This window comes from Sphingosinicella ginsenosidimutans (assembly GCF_007995055.1).
Taxonomy (GTDB): domain Bacteria; phylum Pseudomonadota; class Alphaproteobacteria; order Sphingomonadales; family Sphingomonadaceae; genus Allosphingosinicella; species Allosphingosinicella ginsenosidimutans.
Genome location: NZ_VOQQ01000001.1, coordinates 261,741 through 280,385 on the forward strand (window position 1 = coordinate 261,741; position 18,645 = coordinate 280,385).

The window sequence follows — 18,645 nt, forward strand, 5'->3', positions numbered from 1 at the left end:
CCCGACCACCAGGCCATGAAGACACCCCCGCTGGTCACGCGATTTATCGACGCCGTCAATCGCGGCGACGCCTCCGCCATATTGGAATTCTTCGACCCCGATACTGGCGTCGTGGTGGATGCCGGACGGCGATTTGTCGGCCGCGAGGAAATCTCGCATTGGAACGAACAGGCATTCGTCGGTGCCAATGGACGACTGACGCCGAAGAAGGTTCAGACCGACGGCCAGAAGGTGACGATCGTCGGCTGGTGGGAAAGCAACTTCTACACCGGGCCGACCCGGTTCATATTCACGCTCGACGGAGAGCGGATCGCGAACCTGACGATGGGACAGTAAGCGCTCGCCGGGACCTTTACGCCGCTGAGCCTATCACCGAAGGTTCCCGGGCCACCCAGCGTCGGCAGCTCAGGGTGCTGCGATCGGGAGCGCCCTAGCGCGGCAACCGGGAAGGGCGCTGCGGCTCTCGTGGCAATCAGAATCGCCTGAGGAGCCGATCGACCGTCTCGTGGGTGGTCCCGGCCTTGCCCGGCTCGCAGTGGCCGCCGCTTTCGCGCTCGAGCGCGGCCCGGATCTGGCCGATCTGGGCATCCGTCAGATGCTCGATGCCGATGAACTGGCCGCGCGCTTTCTCCACCGCGCGAAGCAGTTCGTCGAGCTTGGCCTGCATCGCCGCGCCGTCGCGATTCTGGCTGTTCTGGATCACGAACACCATCAGGAACGTGACGATCGTCGTCGAGGTATTGATGACGAGCTGCCAGGTGTCCGAGAAGGCGAAGATCGGACCGCAGGCGGCCCAGACGACAACCACGAACACCGCCGTTACGAACATCGCCGGCTGACCGACGATGGAGGCGATCCGCGTTGCGAATGCGGTGAACAGCCGATCCATGTTCATCTCCCTTGCTGCACGCGCCCTACCTCGGCGGTGCGATCCTTGTTCCGCGTCATGAGAGGGCCGCGACCGCGTCGAGAACGAGCGGATCCAGCGGCGGCTGCCCGCGGGCGCGAATTTCCTCGGCAAGGGCGCGCGCGCGAGATGCGAGCGCCTCGTCCCGGTGCATCGCCGCGAGATCGGCGCCGAACCGCTCCCGATCGAGCGTGCCAAGCGAGGCGTGCCCGCCGACCCCGGCTCTGGCGACGGCGAGGCCGTGGAGGAGCTTTTCCAGATCGAAGTGGACGACCACCTGGGGCAGGCCGGCCTGGAGGCCCGCGCTGACGAAGCCATGGCCGCCATGCGACACGAGGAGCCGCGATCGCTGGGCGATCAGCGTGAAGGGCAGCGGATCAGGCTCGACGATGAAGCCGAAGCGGGCGAGTTCCGCCTGCAGATCGGCGCCCGCACGCGCGAGATGAACGCGCACCTTGAGGCCGCTTGCGGCGAGCGCGGGCCAGATCGGCGCCTGCGCGCTCATCCGTTCGGGCGCGTAGACGAAGACTTCTTCGCCGCCGCCGGCGCGCGCGTCGAAGCCGGGATCGAGCGGCGACGCATAATCATCGCCGCGATGGGCGGCATAGGGATCGAGCTCTGCCAGGGTCGCCGGGATCGCGCGATCGGCGCTCCAGATCGCCGGCACCGCGTCGAGCGGCGCGCGTCCGACCTGCTTCAGCGCCGAATTGACTGCGGCCAGCAAGGGGCCTTCGTCGCTGCCCTGCGTGGCTTCGATGAACCCCGGAAAGGCGCGCAACTGCGCGGGCGGAAGGCTGTAACCGGTGCCGATCGCGATCATCGGCACCCGGCCGCGCGCGGCGAGATGGAGGAACGGCGCGAAATCGCCGAGCACGACGTCGGGACGAATCGCATCGAACAACCGTTCCCAGCCGCGGATCATCGCCGCGATCAACGCCGGATCGTCCATTCCGACGCGGGCGAGCACGTCCGCCATGCTCACGGGCGGCGCCGCGACGGGGCGTGCGGTACTGATCAGGAAGCGGGGCGTCACCGGTGCCTGCCAGACGGAGTCCTCGTGAACCGTGTCCGGCGCGAAGGAATCGATACGCTGGAGCGCGAAGCTCACCTCATGCCCGGCCGCGCGGAGCGCGCTGGCGAGGCGCGCCAGGCGCACGCTGTGGCCGCGATTGGCGCCGAGCTCCCAGCCGAGCAGGACGCGCGCCATCTAGGTCGATATCCCGCCCGCCACCGTCTCCCGCCCCGCCGCGGCGAGCCGGCGCGCAAGATCGTCGACGCACGCTTCCAGCGCGCGATGGTCAGCCGAGCGGATCACGAAGTTCGCGCCGACCCGGCCCTCCTTGAAAAAGGGATACGACCCGATCTGGCAGCCGGCATGGGCGGCCTCGGTCTCGCGCAACAGATCGGCGACCTCGCTTTCCGCGGTCCAGCAGCCGATCGTCCTGGAAAGCAGCGGCCGGCCGCCCTCGATGCGGCCGGTCAGGCCTTCGAGCATCATCCCGGCGATATGGGGGATGCCGGCGAGGATGAAGATGTTGCCGACGCGGATGCCCGGCGCGCCGGACATGCGATTCTCGATCAGTTCGGCGCCTTCGGGCGTGCGGGCCATGCGCAGCCGCGCCTCCGTCAGCCCGCCGCGGGTCGCATAATAAGCTTCGAGGATTTCGCGGGCACGCGGATGGACGATCACCGGCAGGCCGAGCGCCGCCGCGATCGCGTCGACGGTGATGTCGTCATGCGTCGGCCCGATGCCGCCAGTGGTGAAGAGATAGTCGTTGGCGCCTGCCAGCGCGGTCACCGCCTCCCCGATCCGCGCCATATCGTCGGCGACGATGCGGACTTCCGTGAGGCGGATGCCCTGCAGGTTGAGCCAGGTGGCGAGCTGCGCGACGTTGCGGTCCTGCGTGCGCCCGGAGAGGATTTCGTCGCCGATCACCACCAGCGCCGCTGTCCAGATGCGCTCGCGAGTCAATGCGGGACCCTCCTCTCGGACCGGGCCCTGCGAGGCCCTTTGGGCCCCTGACTTAACCCACCGGACGAAGAAGGGAAGCGCTTCGACGACCAGCGGCCCGCGCATTCATTGCTCCGAAGGCGGGCGATCGCTATATGGGGGCCATGACCGACCTGATGATCGATGATGCCGTGATCGGGCGCCACGGCGCCATCAAGCTGCATGGCCCCGCCGGATTTGCCGGGATGCGCGCGGCTGGACGCGTTGCCGCCGAGATCCTGGACGCGCTCGTCCCGCATATCGTGCCCGGCGTCACCACGCAGGAGATCGACGACATCGTCTTCGCCGAGGGCAAGGCGCGCGGCGCGATCCCGGCGACGCTCAACTATCGGGGCTACACCAAGAGCTGCTGCACCTCGATCAACCACGTCGTTTGCCACGGCATCCCGGCGAGCGACCGCGTGCTTCGCGATGGCGACATCGTCAATGTGGACGTGACGCCGATCGTCGATGGCTGGCATGGCGATTCGAGCCGCATGTATCTGGTGGGCGACGTGCCGTTGAAGGCGCGCAAGCTGGTCGATGTCACCTGGGAATGCATGATGCTGGGCATTGAGCAGGCCAGGCCGGGCAACCGGCTGGGCGATATCGGCGCGGCGATCCAGGCCCATGCACGCAAGCATCGCTATGGGGTGGTGCGCGATTTCTGTGGCCACGGCGTCGGCCGGGTCTTCCACGACGCGCCGGAGATCGTCCATGCCGCAGCGCCCGGCACCGGCCCCGAGCTTCGGCCGGGAATGTTCTTCACCATCGAGCCGATGATCAATATCGGACGCCCGGACTGCAAGATCCTGGAGGACGGCTGGACGGCCGTGACCCGCGATCGATCCCTGTCGGCGCAGTTCGAACATTCAATCGGGATCACCGAAGACGGCTGCGAGATCTTCACCCTGAGCCCCAAAGGCTTTGATAAGCCGCCCTATTCCTGATCCCGAAGGCCGCGCGCTAAGGCTTCGCTAACACTCTGCGTGGCATGTAGCGGCGTATCTTTGGGCTGCAGGATCATCGATCGGTGGGATTGCGCGATTGGGCGAACGAGCTTCGGTCCGTCGTCGGGTTGGGTCCCGAGGACGAGGCGCCGCTCGCCGATCGCCGGCACTGCGAGCGGTGCGACTTCATCGGCCGCGACGTCGCGATCCGGTCGCGCAGAACCCAGGCCGTGCTCCACCTCAAGGACGTCTCCCGTCACGGCGCGGCCGGGATCAGCGACACGCCGTTCGCGGTCGGCGCGACGGTCTTCGTGCAGCTCAAGAAGCCGCGCTTCTTCGCCGCCGAGGTGCGTTGGGTCCGCAATTTCATGATCGGCCTGGAATTCTATCGCCCGCTCGAGCCCGAGCTGGTCGAGCGGCTCCACGCCTCCCACCTCGCCAGCCGCAACGAACGCGCGCGCGAGGAAGCCGCGATGTGGGCCGCCTTCGCACTGGACGAGCCCGCCCAGTCGAAAAACTAGAAAGGCGTGGGCACGATCAGGCCGCGGCCGCCGTCGAGGCCGGGCCGGCCCGGATCACATTGGTCCACTGGCTCTCCCAGTTGGTGAAGCCCCATTTCACTGGATCCTCGCGCGAGACGATCGCGTCGCCCTCGTCCCCGGCCGACAGATCGAGATCGCACGCCGGCACCCGGCGCCGCGTGCCAACGCAATAGAACACGCGGACCAGCGGGCGCAGGCTGTCGTTCTCCGCCTGATCGATGACGAGCGCGAGCCGGTTGGATTTCAGCCGCACGAGACTGCCGACCGGGTAGATGCCGAGGCTGCGGACAAAGGCGGCGAGCACCTTCTCGTCGAACTGGCCGGCCCAGCCGAACATTGTCGCAAGCGAATCCGCCGGCGCCGCCGCGGGCCTGTAGGGGCGGCGCGAGGTGATTGCGTCATAGACGTCGCACACCGCCGCCATCTTGGCGATCAGCGAGATTTCATCGCCCTTCAACCGGTGCGGATAGCCCGATCCGTCGATCCGCTCGTGATGATGCAGCGCCGCATCGGCAATCACATCCGGATAGCCGTTGGATTTGAGGATCTGGTAGCCGCGCTCGACATGCTGGCGCACCAGCCCGAATTCGACCTCGCTGAGCTTGCTCGGCTTGCGCAGCAGCATCTCTGGCACCACGACCTTGCCGAAATCGAGGAGCAGGCCGGCCAGCCCCGCCTCGCGCACGTCGCGCTCCGCGAAGCCGAGCTGCCGCGCGAGATTGACCATCAGCGCGCAGACCGCGACTGAATGAACGTAGATATATTCGTCCTTGTCGCGCATCCGCGTGATGCTGATGAGCGCCGACGGGTTTCGATCGACCGAGGCGGCGATATCCTCCACCACCGGGATCACGCGCGCGATGTCGACGGCGCGCCCGAGCCTTGCCTGGGCGAGCAGCTGGGCGACCGTGCGCTTCGCCTTTTCGGCGGTCGCTTCGGCGCGGTCGATCTCTTCTGCGGTACTGACCCGCCGGGGCGGCGCGGGCGGGCGCGGCGGCGCCGGCCTCGCCTTCGCCGATGCGGCGGCAGGCGGCTCCGCGCGCTCGACCGGCTCGGGAAGCGGAGCCGACTCGGCGACTCCGACCGGGGTCGGGCTGAGGCTTTTCGTCTCGTCGATGACGATGGCGGTGAATTCGCCATTCCGGATCAGTTCGAGATCGTCCGGGTCGGTCAAAAGAAAGCTTTGCCGCCAGAACGGGTGCTTCAACCACGGCCCTTCGAGCCGGTGGATATACATGCCAAGACGAATTTCGTCCTTGGTCAACCTTTGCATCGGCGCGTTCCCCTGACCCCGCCGACAGCGATAACGTTGCGAATATTGTCAATTTCTTACGAACGGGGCCGGGAATTGGCCGGCCCCGTCCGGTGCGGGATCCTTAATGCGCGTCCTGCGGCCGCCGATAGGGCACGAATTCGCCGAGGAAGACGATGCCGCTCAGCATGTGGCTGCTGCGATCGACAAGCTGGATGGTGTCGATACTGCACAATTGCGTCGTGCTGAGCCGGGTCACCAGCGTGTTCCAGTTGTTGAGCTGCTCGGCGCCCGAGCGCGGACGGTTCACATAGAGCGTGCCGCCGGCGTCGTAGATGATCGCCGTGCCCGGGATGATCTGCGTCGAGCGCACCTGCGGCAGGTTGACGCAATCGACCGGATCGCCGGCAACCCGCCCTTCAAGCGCATGGGCAAGCTGCTGCTCCGGGGTGCGCCGGTCGGCCGCCGCGGCCGGGGTCGCGGCGATCGCCGCGCCCGCAAGGATGAGTGAGATGAGTTTGTGCATGGGTCCGTCTTTCGTTCAACTTTCCCGCAATCGCAGGAACGTTACGCCCCGTGTGCTGAATATAGGATGACTTGACCGCGAGTTTAAGCGCTTGCCACCGCGCGCGATGCGAATATGCTGCAACGCAACAGCGAAAGGCCAGGCCCGTGAAGAAGATCGAAGCGGTGATCAAGCCGTTCAAGCTCGACGAGGTGAAGGAAGCGCTGCACGAGGTCGGCGTCTCCGGCATCACCGTGACCGAGGCCAAGGGGTTCGGCCGGCAGAAGGGTCATACCGAGCTCTATCGCGGCGCCGAATATGTCGTCGATTTCCTGCCCAAGGTGAAGCTCGAGGTCGTGGTCGACGATAATCTCGCGGAACGAGTCGTCGAGGCGATCGCGGCCGCGGCGCGGACCGGGCGGATCGGCGATGGCAAGATTTTCGTGTCCACGATCGACGAGGCGCTTCGCATCCGCACCGGTGAACGGGGCGTGGACGCGATCTAGGCCGCGGCGGGGACAGGGCCATGGATGATCCCCGCCTCGCCTCGATGTCGCCCGATGAGCTGCGCGCCGCGATGCGGACGCTCGGCTACAAGACCCAGAACGATGTTGCCAATGCGATCGGCGTGAGCCGCTCCGCGGTCAGTCTCTGGCTCGACGGCAAGGTCGGCGTGCCACGCCCTGTTGCGATGCTGCTGCGAATGCTGGTCGCGGCGCAGCGGCGCCAGTTCTGATCCCCTGCCCTTCCCCGCCGCGACCGGCCCGGAGAGCGTGAAATATTCACATGCGCCGGGCGAATGCTGGACGGCCCGCGCCCGGCTTGGAATGACGGATTTGTGCACTGCGGCGATTCCGGTCCGCGGGCGGAGCGAGGGTTAGAGCAAAGATGGCGAATGACGCGGCGGCGATCCTGAAGCGCATCAAGGACGGCGAGATCGAATGGGTGGACCTCAGGTTCACCGACCCCAAGGGCAAGTGGCAGCACCTTTCGATGTGCGCCAGCGTCCTCGGGGAGGACGAGCTCACCGACGGGCTGATGTTCGACGGCTCCTCGATCGCCGGGTGGAAGGCGATCAACGAATCGGACATGATCCTGAAGCCCGATCTCGATGCCTGGTATGTCGATCCGTTCAGCGCGACGCCGATGGGCGTGCTTTTCTGTGACATCGTCGAGCCCGGCACCGGCGAGCTTTATGCGCGCGATCCGCGCTCGACCGCCAAGCGCGCCGAGGCCTATCTGAAGGCGACCGGCATCGGCGACACCGTCTTCGTCGGCCCCGAGGCCGAATTCTTCATGTTCGACGATGTCCGCTTCGAGGACGGCTACAGCGCCTCCGGCTTCAGCCTGGACGATGTCGAGCTGCCGACCAACACCGCCACCAAATATGAAGGCGGCAATCTCGCCCACCGCCCGCGCGCCAAGGGCGGCTACTTCCCGGTCGCGCCCGTCGACAGCGCCGTCGACATCCGCGCCGAGATGGTCTCGACCATGATCGAGATGGGCCTGCCGATGGACAAGCATCATCACGAGGTCGCCGCCGCGCAGCATGAGCTCGGCCTCACCTACGGCAAGCTGGTCGAGACCGCCGACCGGATGCAGATCTACAAATATGTCGTCCACATGGTCGCCAACGCCTACGGCAAGACTGCGACCTTCATGCCCAAGCCGATCAAGTCCGATAACGGATCGGGCATGCACACCCACATGTCGATCTGGAAGGGCGGCAAGCCGCTCTTCGCCGGCAACGGCTATGCGGGCCTGTCCGAAACCTGCCTCTATTTCATCGGCGGCGTCATCAAGCACGCCAAGGCGCTCAACGCCTTCACCAACCCGACGACCAACAGCTACAAGCGGCTGGTGCCGGGTTTCGAGGCGCCGGTGCTGCTCGCTTATTCGAGCCGCAACCGCTCCGCCTCGTGTCGCATCCCCTATGGCGCAGGCGAGAAGGCGAAGCGCGTCGAGTTCCGCTTCCCGGACGCGATGGCGAATCCCTATCTCGCTTATTCGGCGCTGCTCATGGCCGGCCTCGACGGCATCCAGAACCGCATCCATCCGGGCGATCCGATCGACAAGAACCTCTACGATCTGCCGCCGCAGGAGCTGGCCGACGTTCCGACCGTCTGCGGCTCGCTGCGCGAGGCGCTGCTCGCGCTGCACCACGATCACGACTTCCTCACCAAGGGCGACGTCTTCAGCGTCGACCAGATCGAGGCCTATGCGGAGCTGAAGTGGGAAGAGCAGCTGCGCTGGGAAACCACGCCGAGCCCCGTCGAATACGACATGTACTACAGCGCCTGACGACGCGCACCCGGCCGTTCGATCCTCCCCTCCCCCGGGGGGAGGATTTTCCCAACATTAACTCTGGGCGCCCGGCCGGAACCGGTACCGGGCGGAGCCGTTAACCTCCCGCAACAACGGGAGATTTGCGATGGCGACGTCCTCTCGGCCCGGAGGCGGCTGGGCCGCCGTCCCGCTCGGCATCGTCATCGCGCTCATCGGCCTGGTGCTTGCCGGCGGCGGCGCCTGGCTCGCCCTGCTCGGCGGCTCGCTCTATTACCTGATCGCCGGCATCGCCCTGATCGTCTCTGGCGTCCTGCTCATTCTGCGGCGGGCGGCCGGGGCCTGGCTCTATGTCGCGATCTTCGTCGCGACCCTGCTCTGGGCATTCTGGGAGGTCGGGCTCGATGCCTGGGGCCTCGTCCCGCGCCTCGTCGGTCCGTTCGTCCTCTTGCTGCTGGTCGTGCTGGTGCTGCCGACGTTCGGCGCCGCCCGCTGGCGCAGCGCCTTCGCGAGCATCGCCGTCCTGGTGGTGCTCGGCGTCGGCCTCGGCGTCGTGGCCGGCCGGTCGAGCGACGCGGCGCCGGGCGCGCTTCCGCCCGTCGCGCTCGCCATGGCCGATCCCTCGCCGCTGCAGGCCGGCGCCGACTGGCCGGCTTATGGCGGCACCTTCGCCGCGCGGCGCTATTCGCCGCTCGCCCAGATCACGCCGGACAATGTCGCCCAACTCCAGCGTGCCTGGATCTTCCACACCGGCGACATGCCGCGCACCGCGGCGGCGGCGAAGCAATATGGCGCCGAGACGACGCCGCTGAAGATCGGCAACACGCTCTATCTCTGTTCGGCGCGCAACATCATGATCGCGGTCGACGCCGCCTCCGGCCGGCAAAGATGGCGTTATGATCCCCAGGTTCCCGACGCCTGGATTCCCTACACCGCCGCCTGCCGAGGCGTCGCTTATTATGCGGTGCCGAACGCGCCGGGGAACCAGCTTTGCGCGGCCCGGGTCATCGAAGGCACGCTCGATGGGCGATTGATCGCCGTCGACGCGCCGAGCGGGCGCCCCTGCCCCGATTTCGGAACCAACGGCCAGGTCGATGCCAAGATCGGCCTCGGCCCGATGGCGCCGGGCATGTTCTCCATCTCATCCTCGCCGACCATCGTTCGCGGAGTCGTCGTCACCGGCGCCGAGATTCTCGACGGCCAGCGGCGGGATGCGCCCTCGGGCGTCATCCAGGGCTTCGACGCGGTGACCGGCCAGAAGCGTTGGGCCTGGGACATGATGCACCCTGATTGGCAGGGCGATCCGCCCGCCGGCCAGACCTATGAGCGCGGCACGCCGAACATGTGGACGACCGCGAGCGGCGACGAGCAGCTCGGCCTCGTCTATCTTCCGATGGGCAATTCGGCGGTCGATTACTGGAGCTCGAGCCGGCGGCCGGTCGAGAATGAATTCGCGACCTCGCTGGTCGCGCTGGATGTCACGACCGGGCGGCCGCGCTGGCGGTTCCAGGCGGTGCATCGCGACGTCTGGGACTATGATTTCGGGGCGCAGGCGACCCTGGTCGATTTCCCCACAGCCGGCGGCGCGGTTCCCGCGCTGATCCTGCCGAGCAAGCAGGGCGACCTCTTCGTCCTCGACCGGCGCACCGGCCGCCCGCTCGTGCCGGTCGTCGAGCGACCGGTGCCGCAGGGCGGCGTCGAGCCGCAGCAGCGCAGCCGGACGCAGCCTTTTTCGACCTATCACACGTTGCGGCGGCCCGATCTCACCGAGCGGCAGATGTGGGGGATGTCGCCGATCGATCAGATGATCTGCCGAATCCAGTTCCGCCGCGCCGCCTATCGGGGCTATTTCACGCCGCCCGAGACGGACCGGCGCTATATCGAATATCCGGGCTATAATGGCGGCACCGATTGGGGCGGCATCGCCGTCGATCCGCGGCGCGGGATCATCGTCGCCAATTACAACGACATGCCCAATTACAACCGGCTGGTGCCGCGCGCCGAGGCGAACCGGCGCGGCTGGGCGCCGCGCGGCGAGGAACGCGGCGGCAGCATGGGCGGCGGGGCGGAAGGCGCCGGCGATCCGCAATGGGGCGCGCCTTATGCGATCAGCGTCAACGCCGGCTGGCGAATGCCGCTCACCGGCCTGTTGTGCAAGGAACCGCCTTATGGCGGCATCCGCGCGATCGACATGCGCACCGGCCGGACGATGTGGGATCGGCCGCTCGGCACCGCGCGCGAGAACGGCCCGTTCGGCATCCCGAGCGGCCTGCCGCTCACCATCGGCACGCCGAACAATGGCGGCTCGGTCGTCACCGCCGGCGGCCTGATCTTCGTCGCGGCGGCGACCGACAACCTCATCCGCGCCATCGATCTGCGTACCGGGCGGGTGCTGTGGAGCGATGCGCTTCCCGCCGGCGGCCAGGCGACGCCGATGGTCTATGAAGCGAACGGCCGCGAATATCTGGTCATCATGGCCGGCGGCCACCATTTCATGGAAACGCCGATCGGCGACGCCCTCGTCGCCTATGCCCTTCCGCGCGGCACCTGAACTAATCCTCGTGGATGAGGCTGTGATCGCGGGTGTCGCGCATCCGGAGGTAGACGATCAGCGACAGCCCGATCATCGCCGCGACATACCAGTAGAAGGCGCGCTCGATCCCCGCATCCTTGAACCAGAGCGCGGCATATTCCGCCGTCCCGCCGAACAGGGCATTGGCGATGGCATAAGGCAGCGCGACGCCGAGCGCGCGGATATGGGCGGGGAACAGCTCGGCCTTCACCACCGCATTGATCGCGGTATAACCGCTGACGATGGCGAGCGCCGCCATGACCAGTCCGAAAGCCGCCCATGCGCTGCGGACATGCTCCAGCGCCGTGAAGATCGGCACGGTGAACAGCAGGCCGAGCACGCCGAACCCCGCCATCACGGGCTTGCGCCCGATCCGGTCCGAAAGCGCACCGACCGCCGGCTGAAGGCACATGTAGCAGAACAGGGCCCCGGTCATGATCCGGCTGGCCGTCACCCGATCGAAGCCGGACGTGTTGACCAGGAATTTCTGCATGTAGGTGGTGTAGGCGTAGAAGGCCAAGGTGCCGCCGGCGGTAAGCGCGATGACCAAGAGGGCCGCCTTCGGATGCTCCGCGAACAGCCGCCAGCCGCTGGCGCGCGGGCCGCCTTTCGCCTTCGCATTCTCGAAACTCTCGGTTTCGGCGAGGCGGCGGCGGATCCACAGGACGATGAGCGCAAGCGCCGCGCCGATCACGAAGGCGATGCGCCAGCCCCAGGCCTGGAGCTCGGCCGCATCCAGCAACCCCTGAAGCGCAAGCAGCACGGCGAGCGCGATGAGCTGCCCGGCGATCAACGTCACATATTGGAAGCTGGACCAGAAGCCGCGATTGCGCCGCGCCGCCATCTCGCTGAGATAGACCGCGCTCGCGCCATATTCGCCGCCGACGCTGAACCCCTGGAGCACCCGCGCGGCGACCAGGATCGCCGGCGCCGCCAGCCCCGCCTCCGCATAGGTTGGCGCCAGCGCGACCATCAGCGCGCCGAGGCACATCAGGCTGACCGACAGCGTCAGGCCCGCCTTGCGCCCCCGGCGATCGGCATAGACGCCCATCGCCCACGCCCCGATCGGCCGCATGAGGAAGCCGACCGCGAACACCGCCGCCGCGTCGAGCAGCTGCGAGGTCCGATCGCCATGCGGAAAGAAGACCGGCGCGAAATAGAGCGCGAAGGCCGAATAGACGTACCAGTCGTACCATTCGACCAGATTCCCCGCCGACCCGCCGAGGATGTTGCGGAGGCGGTGGCGGGCCGGATTTGCGGGCGCCTCGCTCCCCATCAATAATCCCGCGACACGCGCACGTTCACGCTCTGCCGCCCGATCGTCGAGACGGTGCCGAGCAGCGAGAGCCAGCGGGTTATCTGATATTCTACGCTCGTCGCCGAATAGCCGCGGCCGTCGGTCACCAGCTCCACATAGACGCGGCGGCCGAGATATTTGCCGGCGGCGATCTGGGTGCCGATGCCCTGGGTCACATCGGCGGGAAGGATGCGCAGGCGATCCAGCCCGATGCCGCGCCGCAGCGCATTGATCGGATCGAGGCCGCCGCGCGGATCGTTGAGCGCCGCCACCGCGGAAGCGAGCTGGAGCGCCTCCGGTGCCGACAGGTTGGTGATCGACGTCCCGAAAAGGATCCGCGAGAGCAGCTCGTCCTGCGGCATGGCCGGGGTCGAGGTGAATGAGATTTCCGGATGCTCGCTGCTGCCGGTGACGTGGATCGTCGCGTTGATGCCCGGAATCCGCGCCTCGGCGGCGATGTCGAGCTGCGGATTGATCGGGCTCGATCCGTCGAACACGATCGTGCCGCGGGTGAGATCGAAGCGGCGGCCGGCGAAATCATAGGAGCCGCGCACGAGGCGCGCCTCGCCGCGCATCGCCGGATCGGTGACGGTGCCGCCGACATGCAGCTCGACCGACCACAGGCTGTTCATGCCGAGCCCGGTGACGGTAAGCCGGCTCGGCCTGACCACGTCGAGATCGAGCGTCCAAGGCGACAGCCGCTTCACCACCACCGGCTCGTCGTCGCGCGGCCCGCGCTCGCGCACGTTGAGTTGCGGGATCTGCGCCGCCGCATTCATCGCGCCCAGCCTGAACCGGCCTTGCGTGACCTGGACCCGGCCCGAAATGCTGCCGCCGTCGCCGTCCGATCGGATCGCGATGTCGCCGGTGACGGATGTGCGGATATCGTCGCGGTTGAGCAGCTGTGCGTTCTGTGCGTGGAGGTTGAGATCGATGCCGACGCCGTTGGCGGCGCCGAAATCGAAGCCGCCGCTGCCGCTGATCACGCCATTGTCGGCGGTCGCGCCCTGGAATTGCTCGAGCTGAAGGCGGGAGCCGTTGAACCGGCCGGCCGCGTTCAGATTGGTGATGACCATGCCGGTCACGGCGCTTTCGAGACGGGCGCCCTGGGCGCGCACCGTGCCGTTGATCGTCGGGCGATTGATCGATCCCGACATGTCGGCGCCGAGCGCGACCGGGCCGGTGAGGTCGAGCAGCTCGATTCCGGTCAGCCGCCACAATGTGTCCGCCGGCCCGGCATAGCGGATCTGCGCCTGCATGGGCGCGCGGGTGAGTTGGTCGACGAAATTGCCACCGCCGCCCATCCCGGTGATCCGCGCCTGGGCGCGACCGATCGTCTGCCCCTCGCTCACCGCGATCGCGCGAACCGCCGCATTGCCGCCGGCGATCCGCGCGTTGAGGCCGATGTCGACCGGGCGCGAGGTGAGGACGAGGCCGGAGCGGGTGAGGCCGCGCACGCGAAGCATCACTTCTGCCGAAGGCAGCGCGCCGCCGCCGGCCGAGCGGTAGCTGACATGGCCGGAAGCGACGCCGCCGAGGCCGAGATCGGGCACTGCGATGTCGAGCACCGACAGCGGCATCGCGTTGAGATCGGCGTCGAGCTCGACCCGCGATCCGATCATCCCGGAGAGGCTCGCGCCGCCGCCGGCGAAGGTGAAGCTGCTGCGCTCCAGCCGCCATCCGGCCGGGGTGCTGCTCAGCACCGCCGGGCTGGTCAGCCGCAGCGGGCGGCCGTCGAGCGTTCCCGATCCGGTGATCGAATAGCGCCCCGGGGTCACGTCCGCGGCCAGGTTGAGCGCGAAATCCTGTCCGCGCGAGCCGGCGACACGGGCGGTGATCCGCCCGCGCCCGGCGCGAAGCGAGGCGGTGGCGTCGAGCCGGCCGAGCGACAAGGTGCCGCGGCTCATCCCGCGCAGCTGCACCTGTGCCTCGATCGACGTGCCGGCGCCGCCGAGGATGACGACGCCCTGCGCCTGGCCGCGGCGGATCAGGATCGGCGGCGGCCCGGCGAAGCTCGCGTCACGGGCGGTGAGATTGAAGGCGATGCTCTGCCCGGAGGCGACGGGCTGGAGCACCAGCCGTCCGGTGAGGCCGCCGCCGGTCAGCTCCAGCGTCCCGGCCACCCCGCCGGTCACGATCTGCAACGAACCCGTGACCCGCGTTCCCGAGACGTTGAGCGCCGCGATCTGGATCGTCGCGTTGCCGCCGGCGGGAAGCAGGATCGCGCCGGCGCCGCTGAACGGCCCAAGCATCGATGCCCCCTCCGCGGTCCAGGTGAAGCCGGCCGTGTTCGGCTCGAGGTTCAGCGTGACGTCCCGCAGCCCCGCCGAGGGCAGCGGATTGTCGAGCCGCAGCGAGACGCGCGGCCTGGAAAGCGGTCCGTCGATCGTCGCACGGAACGCGCCATAATCCGCGTGATGGCCGGCTCCTTCGAACAGCAGGCTGCCGTTCGCGCGGTACAGGCCGCGTCCGGCCAAGGCGAGCTTCGGCGAGGCGAGCCGGAGATTGGAAAAGCGGATGATCCCGTCCGGCCCGCGCGCGATATCGGCCTCAAGCCGCGGCAGGCCGCCCGTAAGCGATGCGATGAAGCCGTTGTCGAGCCGGCGAACCCAGGCCCTGGCCTGGCCGGAAAGCATCGCGCCGCCCTGCCCCGGCGTCACCCGAAGATCGGCGAGCAGATCGACAATGCCGAGCCCGGGAATCAGATAGCGCTGCAAGCCGCCGTTGATCGCGACGGCATAAAGGCCGGTCCGCAGATCGAGGACGAGCCCGATCGTGCCGCGCAGCCTGTCCGAGGTGAACGCAAGTCCGTCGCCGGTCACCCGGTCGGGACTGACGAGAAGGCGCCCGGCGACACGCAGGTTGCCGAGGATTCCGCCGGCGACCTCGCCAACCCCCGTCACGCGACGCGCGGTCACCTCGATCGGCACCGTTACCGGCCAGGCGGAAAGCGTGCCGCGGCCGCTGGCGCGGACATCGTCGAGCCCCGTGGAATCAAAGGCAATGTGGGGCGAGGTGATCCGATAGATGAAGTCCGCGGTCCCGAGCGGCCCGTTGAGGATCGCGGTGGCGCGGATGTCGCGTCCGCTCATGTTCGGGAAGAGCGCCTTGGGCTGGACGAGCTGGGCCGCGATTTCGAAGCCGTCGAACCGGCTCGTGCCCAGATCGACCACACCGCGCGTCTCGATCCGCAGCGCGGGCGAGCGAAGCGAAATCCGTGAATCCAGCCGGCGATCCGCCAGCGTGCCATTGGCGGCGATCTGGACCCGGGGCGCCGCCAGCCGCTGGACCTTGCCCTGGACGAACGGCCCGGGTTCGGCCCAGCCGGTGAGGCCGAAATGGCCATGATCCATGCCGAGCCTGAGATCGGCGGCCCGGCGGCCCGAAACGTCGAGCTCGGCGGTGCCGGCCCAGCGCGACCAGCTTCCCTGTCCGCCGATGTCGAGCCGGATCGGCCGCTTCGTGCCAAGCAGCCCGCCGATCGCGCCGTCGGCCGGCGCGCGCACATGCGCGTCGATGTCGAACCGGTCGCGATCGGGCTCGGCGTCGAGCCGCAGCGACAGCCGGTCGCCGCCGCCCTGGACCCGCGCGTCGAGGCCGATCAGCGCGCGGCCCCGCCGGATCTCCGCCTCGCCCCTGACCGAGGCGACCCGCGCCGTGCCCGTTACCGGCGCATCGAGGCGCAGCTGCCGGACGGCAAGGCGGCCGACATGAATGTCGAAGCCGGGCAGGATCGGGCCGGGCTGCTCGGAGGGAACCAGCCTCGGCAGGCGATGGAGCGTGACGATATCGGCATCGAGCGAATGGACCTGGAGCCGGTTCCACAGATAGTCGATCGGCCGCCAGTCCATGTCTATCGCCGGGGATTCGGCGAACAGGCCCTGCGGATCGTAGACCCGCACATCTTTCAGCTGCACGCGTCGCCAGATCGATCCATCGATCCGGCCGATGCGGATTCGCAGGCCCGATTTCGGCGCGATCGCAGCGATCCGATCGACGATCAGGCGGTGCCCGGGATCGGTATCGAGAAAGGCCATGCCCGCGGCGACCAGCGCGGCGAGGACGAGCGCGACGACCACCACGCCCTTGGCGATGCGAGAGGCCCAGGCGCCGAGCGCGCCGCGCCGCCGTGGCGGAACGGCCTCCTCTTGGGGTGCGAGCGATTCGTCTTGCGCCATCTAGAACGCCTGCCCCAGCGACACGTAGACGGCGATGCGCGGATCGCCGGGCTGGCGATTGAGCGGCGTGCCGACGTCGATGCGGATCGGCCCGAAGCTGGAATAATAACGTGCGCCGAGGCCCGCGCCGAGCTGAAGATCGTTGAATCTGGGCAGGCCGGAGGTGGAAATGTTGCCGGCATCGAGGAACGGCACGATCCCGAAATTGCCGAAGCGGATGCGCGCTTCGATCGAGAATTCGGCAAGGCTGCGCCCGCCGATCGGATCGTCGAACACTGGGTCGCGCGGCCCGATCGCCTGATAGCCATAGCCGCGCACCGATCCGCCGCCACCCGCATAGAAGCGCCGCGACGGCGCGATCTGGTCGCGGTTCGCGCCGACGATCGTGCCGAGACGGGTCCGCGCCGCCAGGACGATCCGCTCGCTCAGCGGCTGATAGACGCTGGCGTCGAATTGGGCGCGAACGTAGGTGAAGGCGCCGGACTGGAGCGACACTTCGGGCGAAATGTGTGTCGACAGCCTGAAGCCGCGGGTCGGATCGAGAAGGTCGTCGGTGCCGTCATAGCCAAGCGAGAGCGGCAGCGCGGCGATGAAGAAGGTGCGGTCGCGGATCGTGCCGGTGTCGATATCGACGTCGCGCTCGTCGGACGCCAGCAGCTCGGCGCCCACGGACCAGGTCCAGGTCTTTTGCCAGATGATGTTGGACTGCCGCTCGATCCCGCCGGTCAGCGTGAAGGTCCGCGCGTTGAAGCCGGGGCGATCGAGGTGCGAGGCGGCGATCTGCGCGTTCAGCACCTGATCGCGAACGTGCCAGTTGTTCTGTCTCAGGATCGCCGAGAGCGTCTGCTCGCGCGTGCCGAGCACGCCGCGAAGCGTCACCGCGCCCTCGGGCGAGATCAGGTTGCGATGCTGCCAGCTCGCCTCGAGCCGGAAGCCTTCGCCGGTGCCGTAGCCGGCCTCCCCCGCGATCGTGTGGACAGGTGCGGGCTGCATCCGGACGTGCAGATCCACGAGATCGCTGTTCGGCTCCGCGACCGTGCGGATGTTGACGGAGGAGACGAGGCCGGTCTGGACCAGGGCCTGGCGGAGATCGTCGACGCGCGAGGCCTGATATTGCTCGCCCTGTTCGAAGCGGGCGATATCCTCGACATGGCCGGCGCTGAACACCGGCGTGCCTTCGATCACCACCCGCCCGAACCGACGCACGCCTGCCGGATGGACCGAAAGCGTCAGCACCGCGGTGCGCGTCTCGTGATCGACCAGCACGTCCGGCTCGCCAACTTCGGCGAAGGCATAGCCCCGCCGGCCAAGCTCCCCGCGCAGCGCAGCCAGCGCGGCTTCGACCTTGCCCGCGTCGACCGGCTCCTGCGCGTTGATGTTGAACGCAGCGCGAAGCGGCGGCTCGTCGGTGTCCCTGGCCTCTTCCAGGCCCGGCAGCCGGACCTCGGCGTAGCGATAGATGGGCCCCCGCCTCGCACGCAACGTCACCGTCACCTGATTGTCCTCGCCCGACGACACGCGCGTGAACACGCTTGCATCATAATAGCCGCGCGATCGCAGGATCTGGCTCAGCAGCTCGGCATCGGACCGCGCGCGGCGATCGATCTGCGCGGCATTGGCCGGATCGCCCTTATATTCCTCCAGCGTGGACAGCGCCTTGAACTGGTCTTCGATGCCGTCGCTCTCCGCATCGTCGAGACCGGCGATCCGCCAGACATAGCGATGCGCCTCGGCGGCATCCGACACCTGCGCCCCGGCGGGCGCCGGCGCCGGCGCGGCGCCCGGCGCCCCAGCCTGGGCCCCAGCCTCAGCCTCTCCGGCGGGCGCGGCCGATTCGCCGGGGGCGGTCGTTTCCGATTCCGGCACGCCGGGCGGGGTGGCCGGGACGTTCTGGTCCGGCTGGTTCATGTCGGGCCATTCGACGTCCATGCCCGGCCATGAATCGAGCGGCGCCGAAGGATCGAGCTCGCCCGGCTCCAGGGGTGGCAGCGACGTCTGGGGCTGGGCCTGCTGCGACGGCACAGGGGGCGGCGCCTCTCCCGCAGCTTTCGTGTCACCGGCCGCGCCCGCCTGGGCCCGGGCTTCGGATGCGAGCAGGATGAGGGCGATAGCGGCCGACAGGGCCGCCGCACGGCGCCCCGCGACGGCGTTCATCATGGCGAGCGAAAG

The 18,645-nt window shown here is 68.2% G+C and carries 15 protein-coding genes; 7 read left to right on the forward strand and 8 right to left on the reverse strand.

Translation table 11 applies throughout. From position 1 onward, the window contains the following. The first annotated feature begins 15 nt into the window (after positions 1-15). The gene (locus FRZ32_RS01395; protein ID WP_147041812.1) at positions 16-336 is read left to right on the forward strand and encodes a nuclear transport factor 2 family protein; all 321 of its coding nucleotides are present in this window, start codon (positions 16-18) and stop codon (positions 334-336) included. Between the two features lie 136 nt (positions 337-472). On the opposite strand, the gene FRZ32_RS01400 is transcribed toward FRZ32_RS01395, so the two are convergent. Genes FRZ32_RS01400 through FRZ32_RS01410 form a run of 3 tightly spaced genes read right to left on the reverse strand, consistent with a single transcriptional unit; the run spans position 473 to position 2,879 of the window. Next, entirely contained in the window at positions 473-889 is a 417-nt protein-coding gene (locus FRZ32_RS01400) for a low affinity iron permease family protein (protein WP_147041813.1), read from the reverse strand. Between the two features lie 55 nt (positions 890-944). Beyond that, complete coding sequence (locus FRZ32_RS01405) at positions 945-2,114, reverse strand: glycosyltransferase (RefSeq protein WP_147041814.1); 1,170 nt, start codon at positions 2,112-2,114, stop codon at positions 945-947. After that, positions 2,115-2,879, reverse strand: coding sequence for a competence/damage-inducible protein A (locus FRZ32_RS01410; protein ID WP_243445156.1), 765 nt, complete (start codon positions 2,877-2,879; stop codon positions 2,115-2,117). It abuts the gene before it with no gap. Positions 2,880-3,022: 143 nt separating this feature from the next. Here FRZ32_RS01410 and map point away from each other — a divergent pair, with 143 nt between their 5' ends. Both map and FRZ32_RS01420 read left to right on the forward strand, forming a co-directional pair. Next, positions 3,023-3,847, forward strand: coding sequence for a type I methionyl aminopeptidase (map, locus tag FRZ32_RS01415; RefSeq protein ID WP_147041816.1), 825 nt, complete (start codon positions 3,023-3,025; stop codon positions 3,845-3,847). Between the two features lie 83 nt (positions 3,848-3,930). Further along, positions 3,931-4,368 carry a PilZ domain-containing protein gene (locus FRZ32_RS01420; RefSeq protein ID WP_158635787.1) on the forward strand — a complete coding sequence of 146 codons (438 nt, stop codon included), beginning with the start codon at positions 3,931-3,933 and terminating at the stop codon, positions 4,366-4,368. Positions 4,369-4,384: 16 nt separating this feature from the next. Here the strand turns inward: FRZ32_RS01420 and FRZ32_RS01425 are convergent, their stop codons facing one another. Together FRZ32_RS01425 and FRZ32_RS01430 are read right to left on the reverse strand one after the other, a co-directional pair. After that, a complete protein-coding gene (locus FRZ32_RS01425; RefSeq protein WP_147041818.1) occupies positions 4,385-5,662 on the reverse strand; it encodes an HD-GYP domain-containing protein in 1,278 nt (425 codons plus the stop codon). A 103-nt stretch (positions 5,663-5,765) separates the two neighbouring features. Further along, positions 5,766-6,167: a hypothetical protein gene (locus FRZ32_RS01430; RefSeq protein WP_147041819.1), complete on the reverse strand. Its 402-nt coding sequence runs from the start codon at positions 6,165-6,167 to the stop codon at positions 5,766-5,768. Between the two features lie 146 nt (positions 6,168-6,313). On the opposite strand from FRZ32_RS01430, the gene FRZ32_RS01435 reads away from it, so the two are divergent. The 4 genes from FRZ32_RS01435 (at position 6,314) to FRZ32_RS01450 (ending at position 10,980) form a co-directional block, all read left to right on the forward strand. Then, positions 6,314-6,652, forward strand: coding sequence for a P-II family nitrogen regulator (locus FRZ32_RS01435; RefSeq protein ID WP_147041820.1), 339 nt, complete (start codon positions 6,314-6,316; stop codon positions 6,650-6,652). Between the two features lie 20 nt (positions 6,653-6,672). Continuing rightward, complete coding sequence (locus tag FRZ32_RS01440; protein WP_147041821.1) at positions 6,673-6,882, forward strand: transcriptional regulator; 210 nt, start codon at positions 6,673-6,675, stop codon at positions 6,880-6,882. 152 nt (positions 6,883-7,034) lie between these two features. Beyond that, positions 7,035-8,447, forward strand: coding sequence for a type I glutamate--ammonia ligase (gene glnA / locus FRZ32_RS01445; protein ID WP_147041822.1), 1,413 nt, complete (start codon positions 7,035-7,037; stop codon positions 8,445-8,447). Between the two features lie 130 nt (positions 8,448-8,577). Beyond that, positions 8,578-10,980: a membrane-bound PQQ-dependent dehydrogenase, glucose/quinate/shikimate family gene (locus FRZ32_RS01450; RefSeq protein ID WP_147041823.1), complete on the forward strand. Its 2,403-nt coding sequence runs from the start codon at positions 8,578-8,580 to the stop codon at positions 10,978-10,980. 1 nt (position 10,981) lies between these two features. Here FRZ32_RS01450 and FRZ32_RS01455 read toward each other — a convergent pair whose 3' ends face one another. Genes FRZ32_RS01455 through FRZ32_RS01465 form a run of 3 tightly spaced genes read right to left on the reverse strand, consistent with a single transcriptional unit; the run spans position 10,982 to position 18,633 of the window. After that, positions 10,982-12,277 carry an MFS transporter gene (locus FRZ32_RS01455; RefSeq protein ID WP_147041824.1) on the reverse strand — a complete coding sequence of 432 codons (1,296 nt, stop codon included), beginning with the start codon at positions 12,275-12,277 and terminating at the stop codon, positions 10,982-10,984. After that, complete coding sequence (locus FRZ32_RS01460) at positions 12,277-16,476, reverse strand: translocation/assembly module TamB domain-containing protein (protein WP_147041825.1); 4,200 nt, start codon at positions 16,474-16,476, stop codon at positions 12,277-12,279. The genes FRZ32_RS01455 and FRZ32_RS01460 overlap by 1 nt, the downstream gene beginning before the upstream one ends. Continuing rightward, positions 16,477-18,633 carry an autotransporter assembly complex protein TamA gene (locus FRZ32_RS01465; protein WP_243445157.1) on the reverse strand — a complete coding sequence of 719 codons (2,157 nt, stop codon included), beginning with the start codon at positions 18,631-18,633 and terminating at the stop codon, positions 16,477-16,479. Positions 18,634-18,645 lie beyond the last annotated feature (12 nt).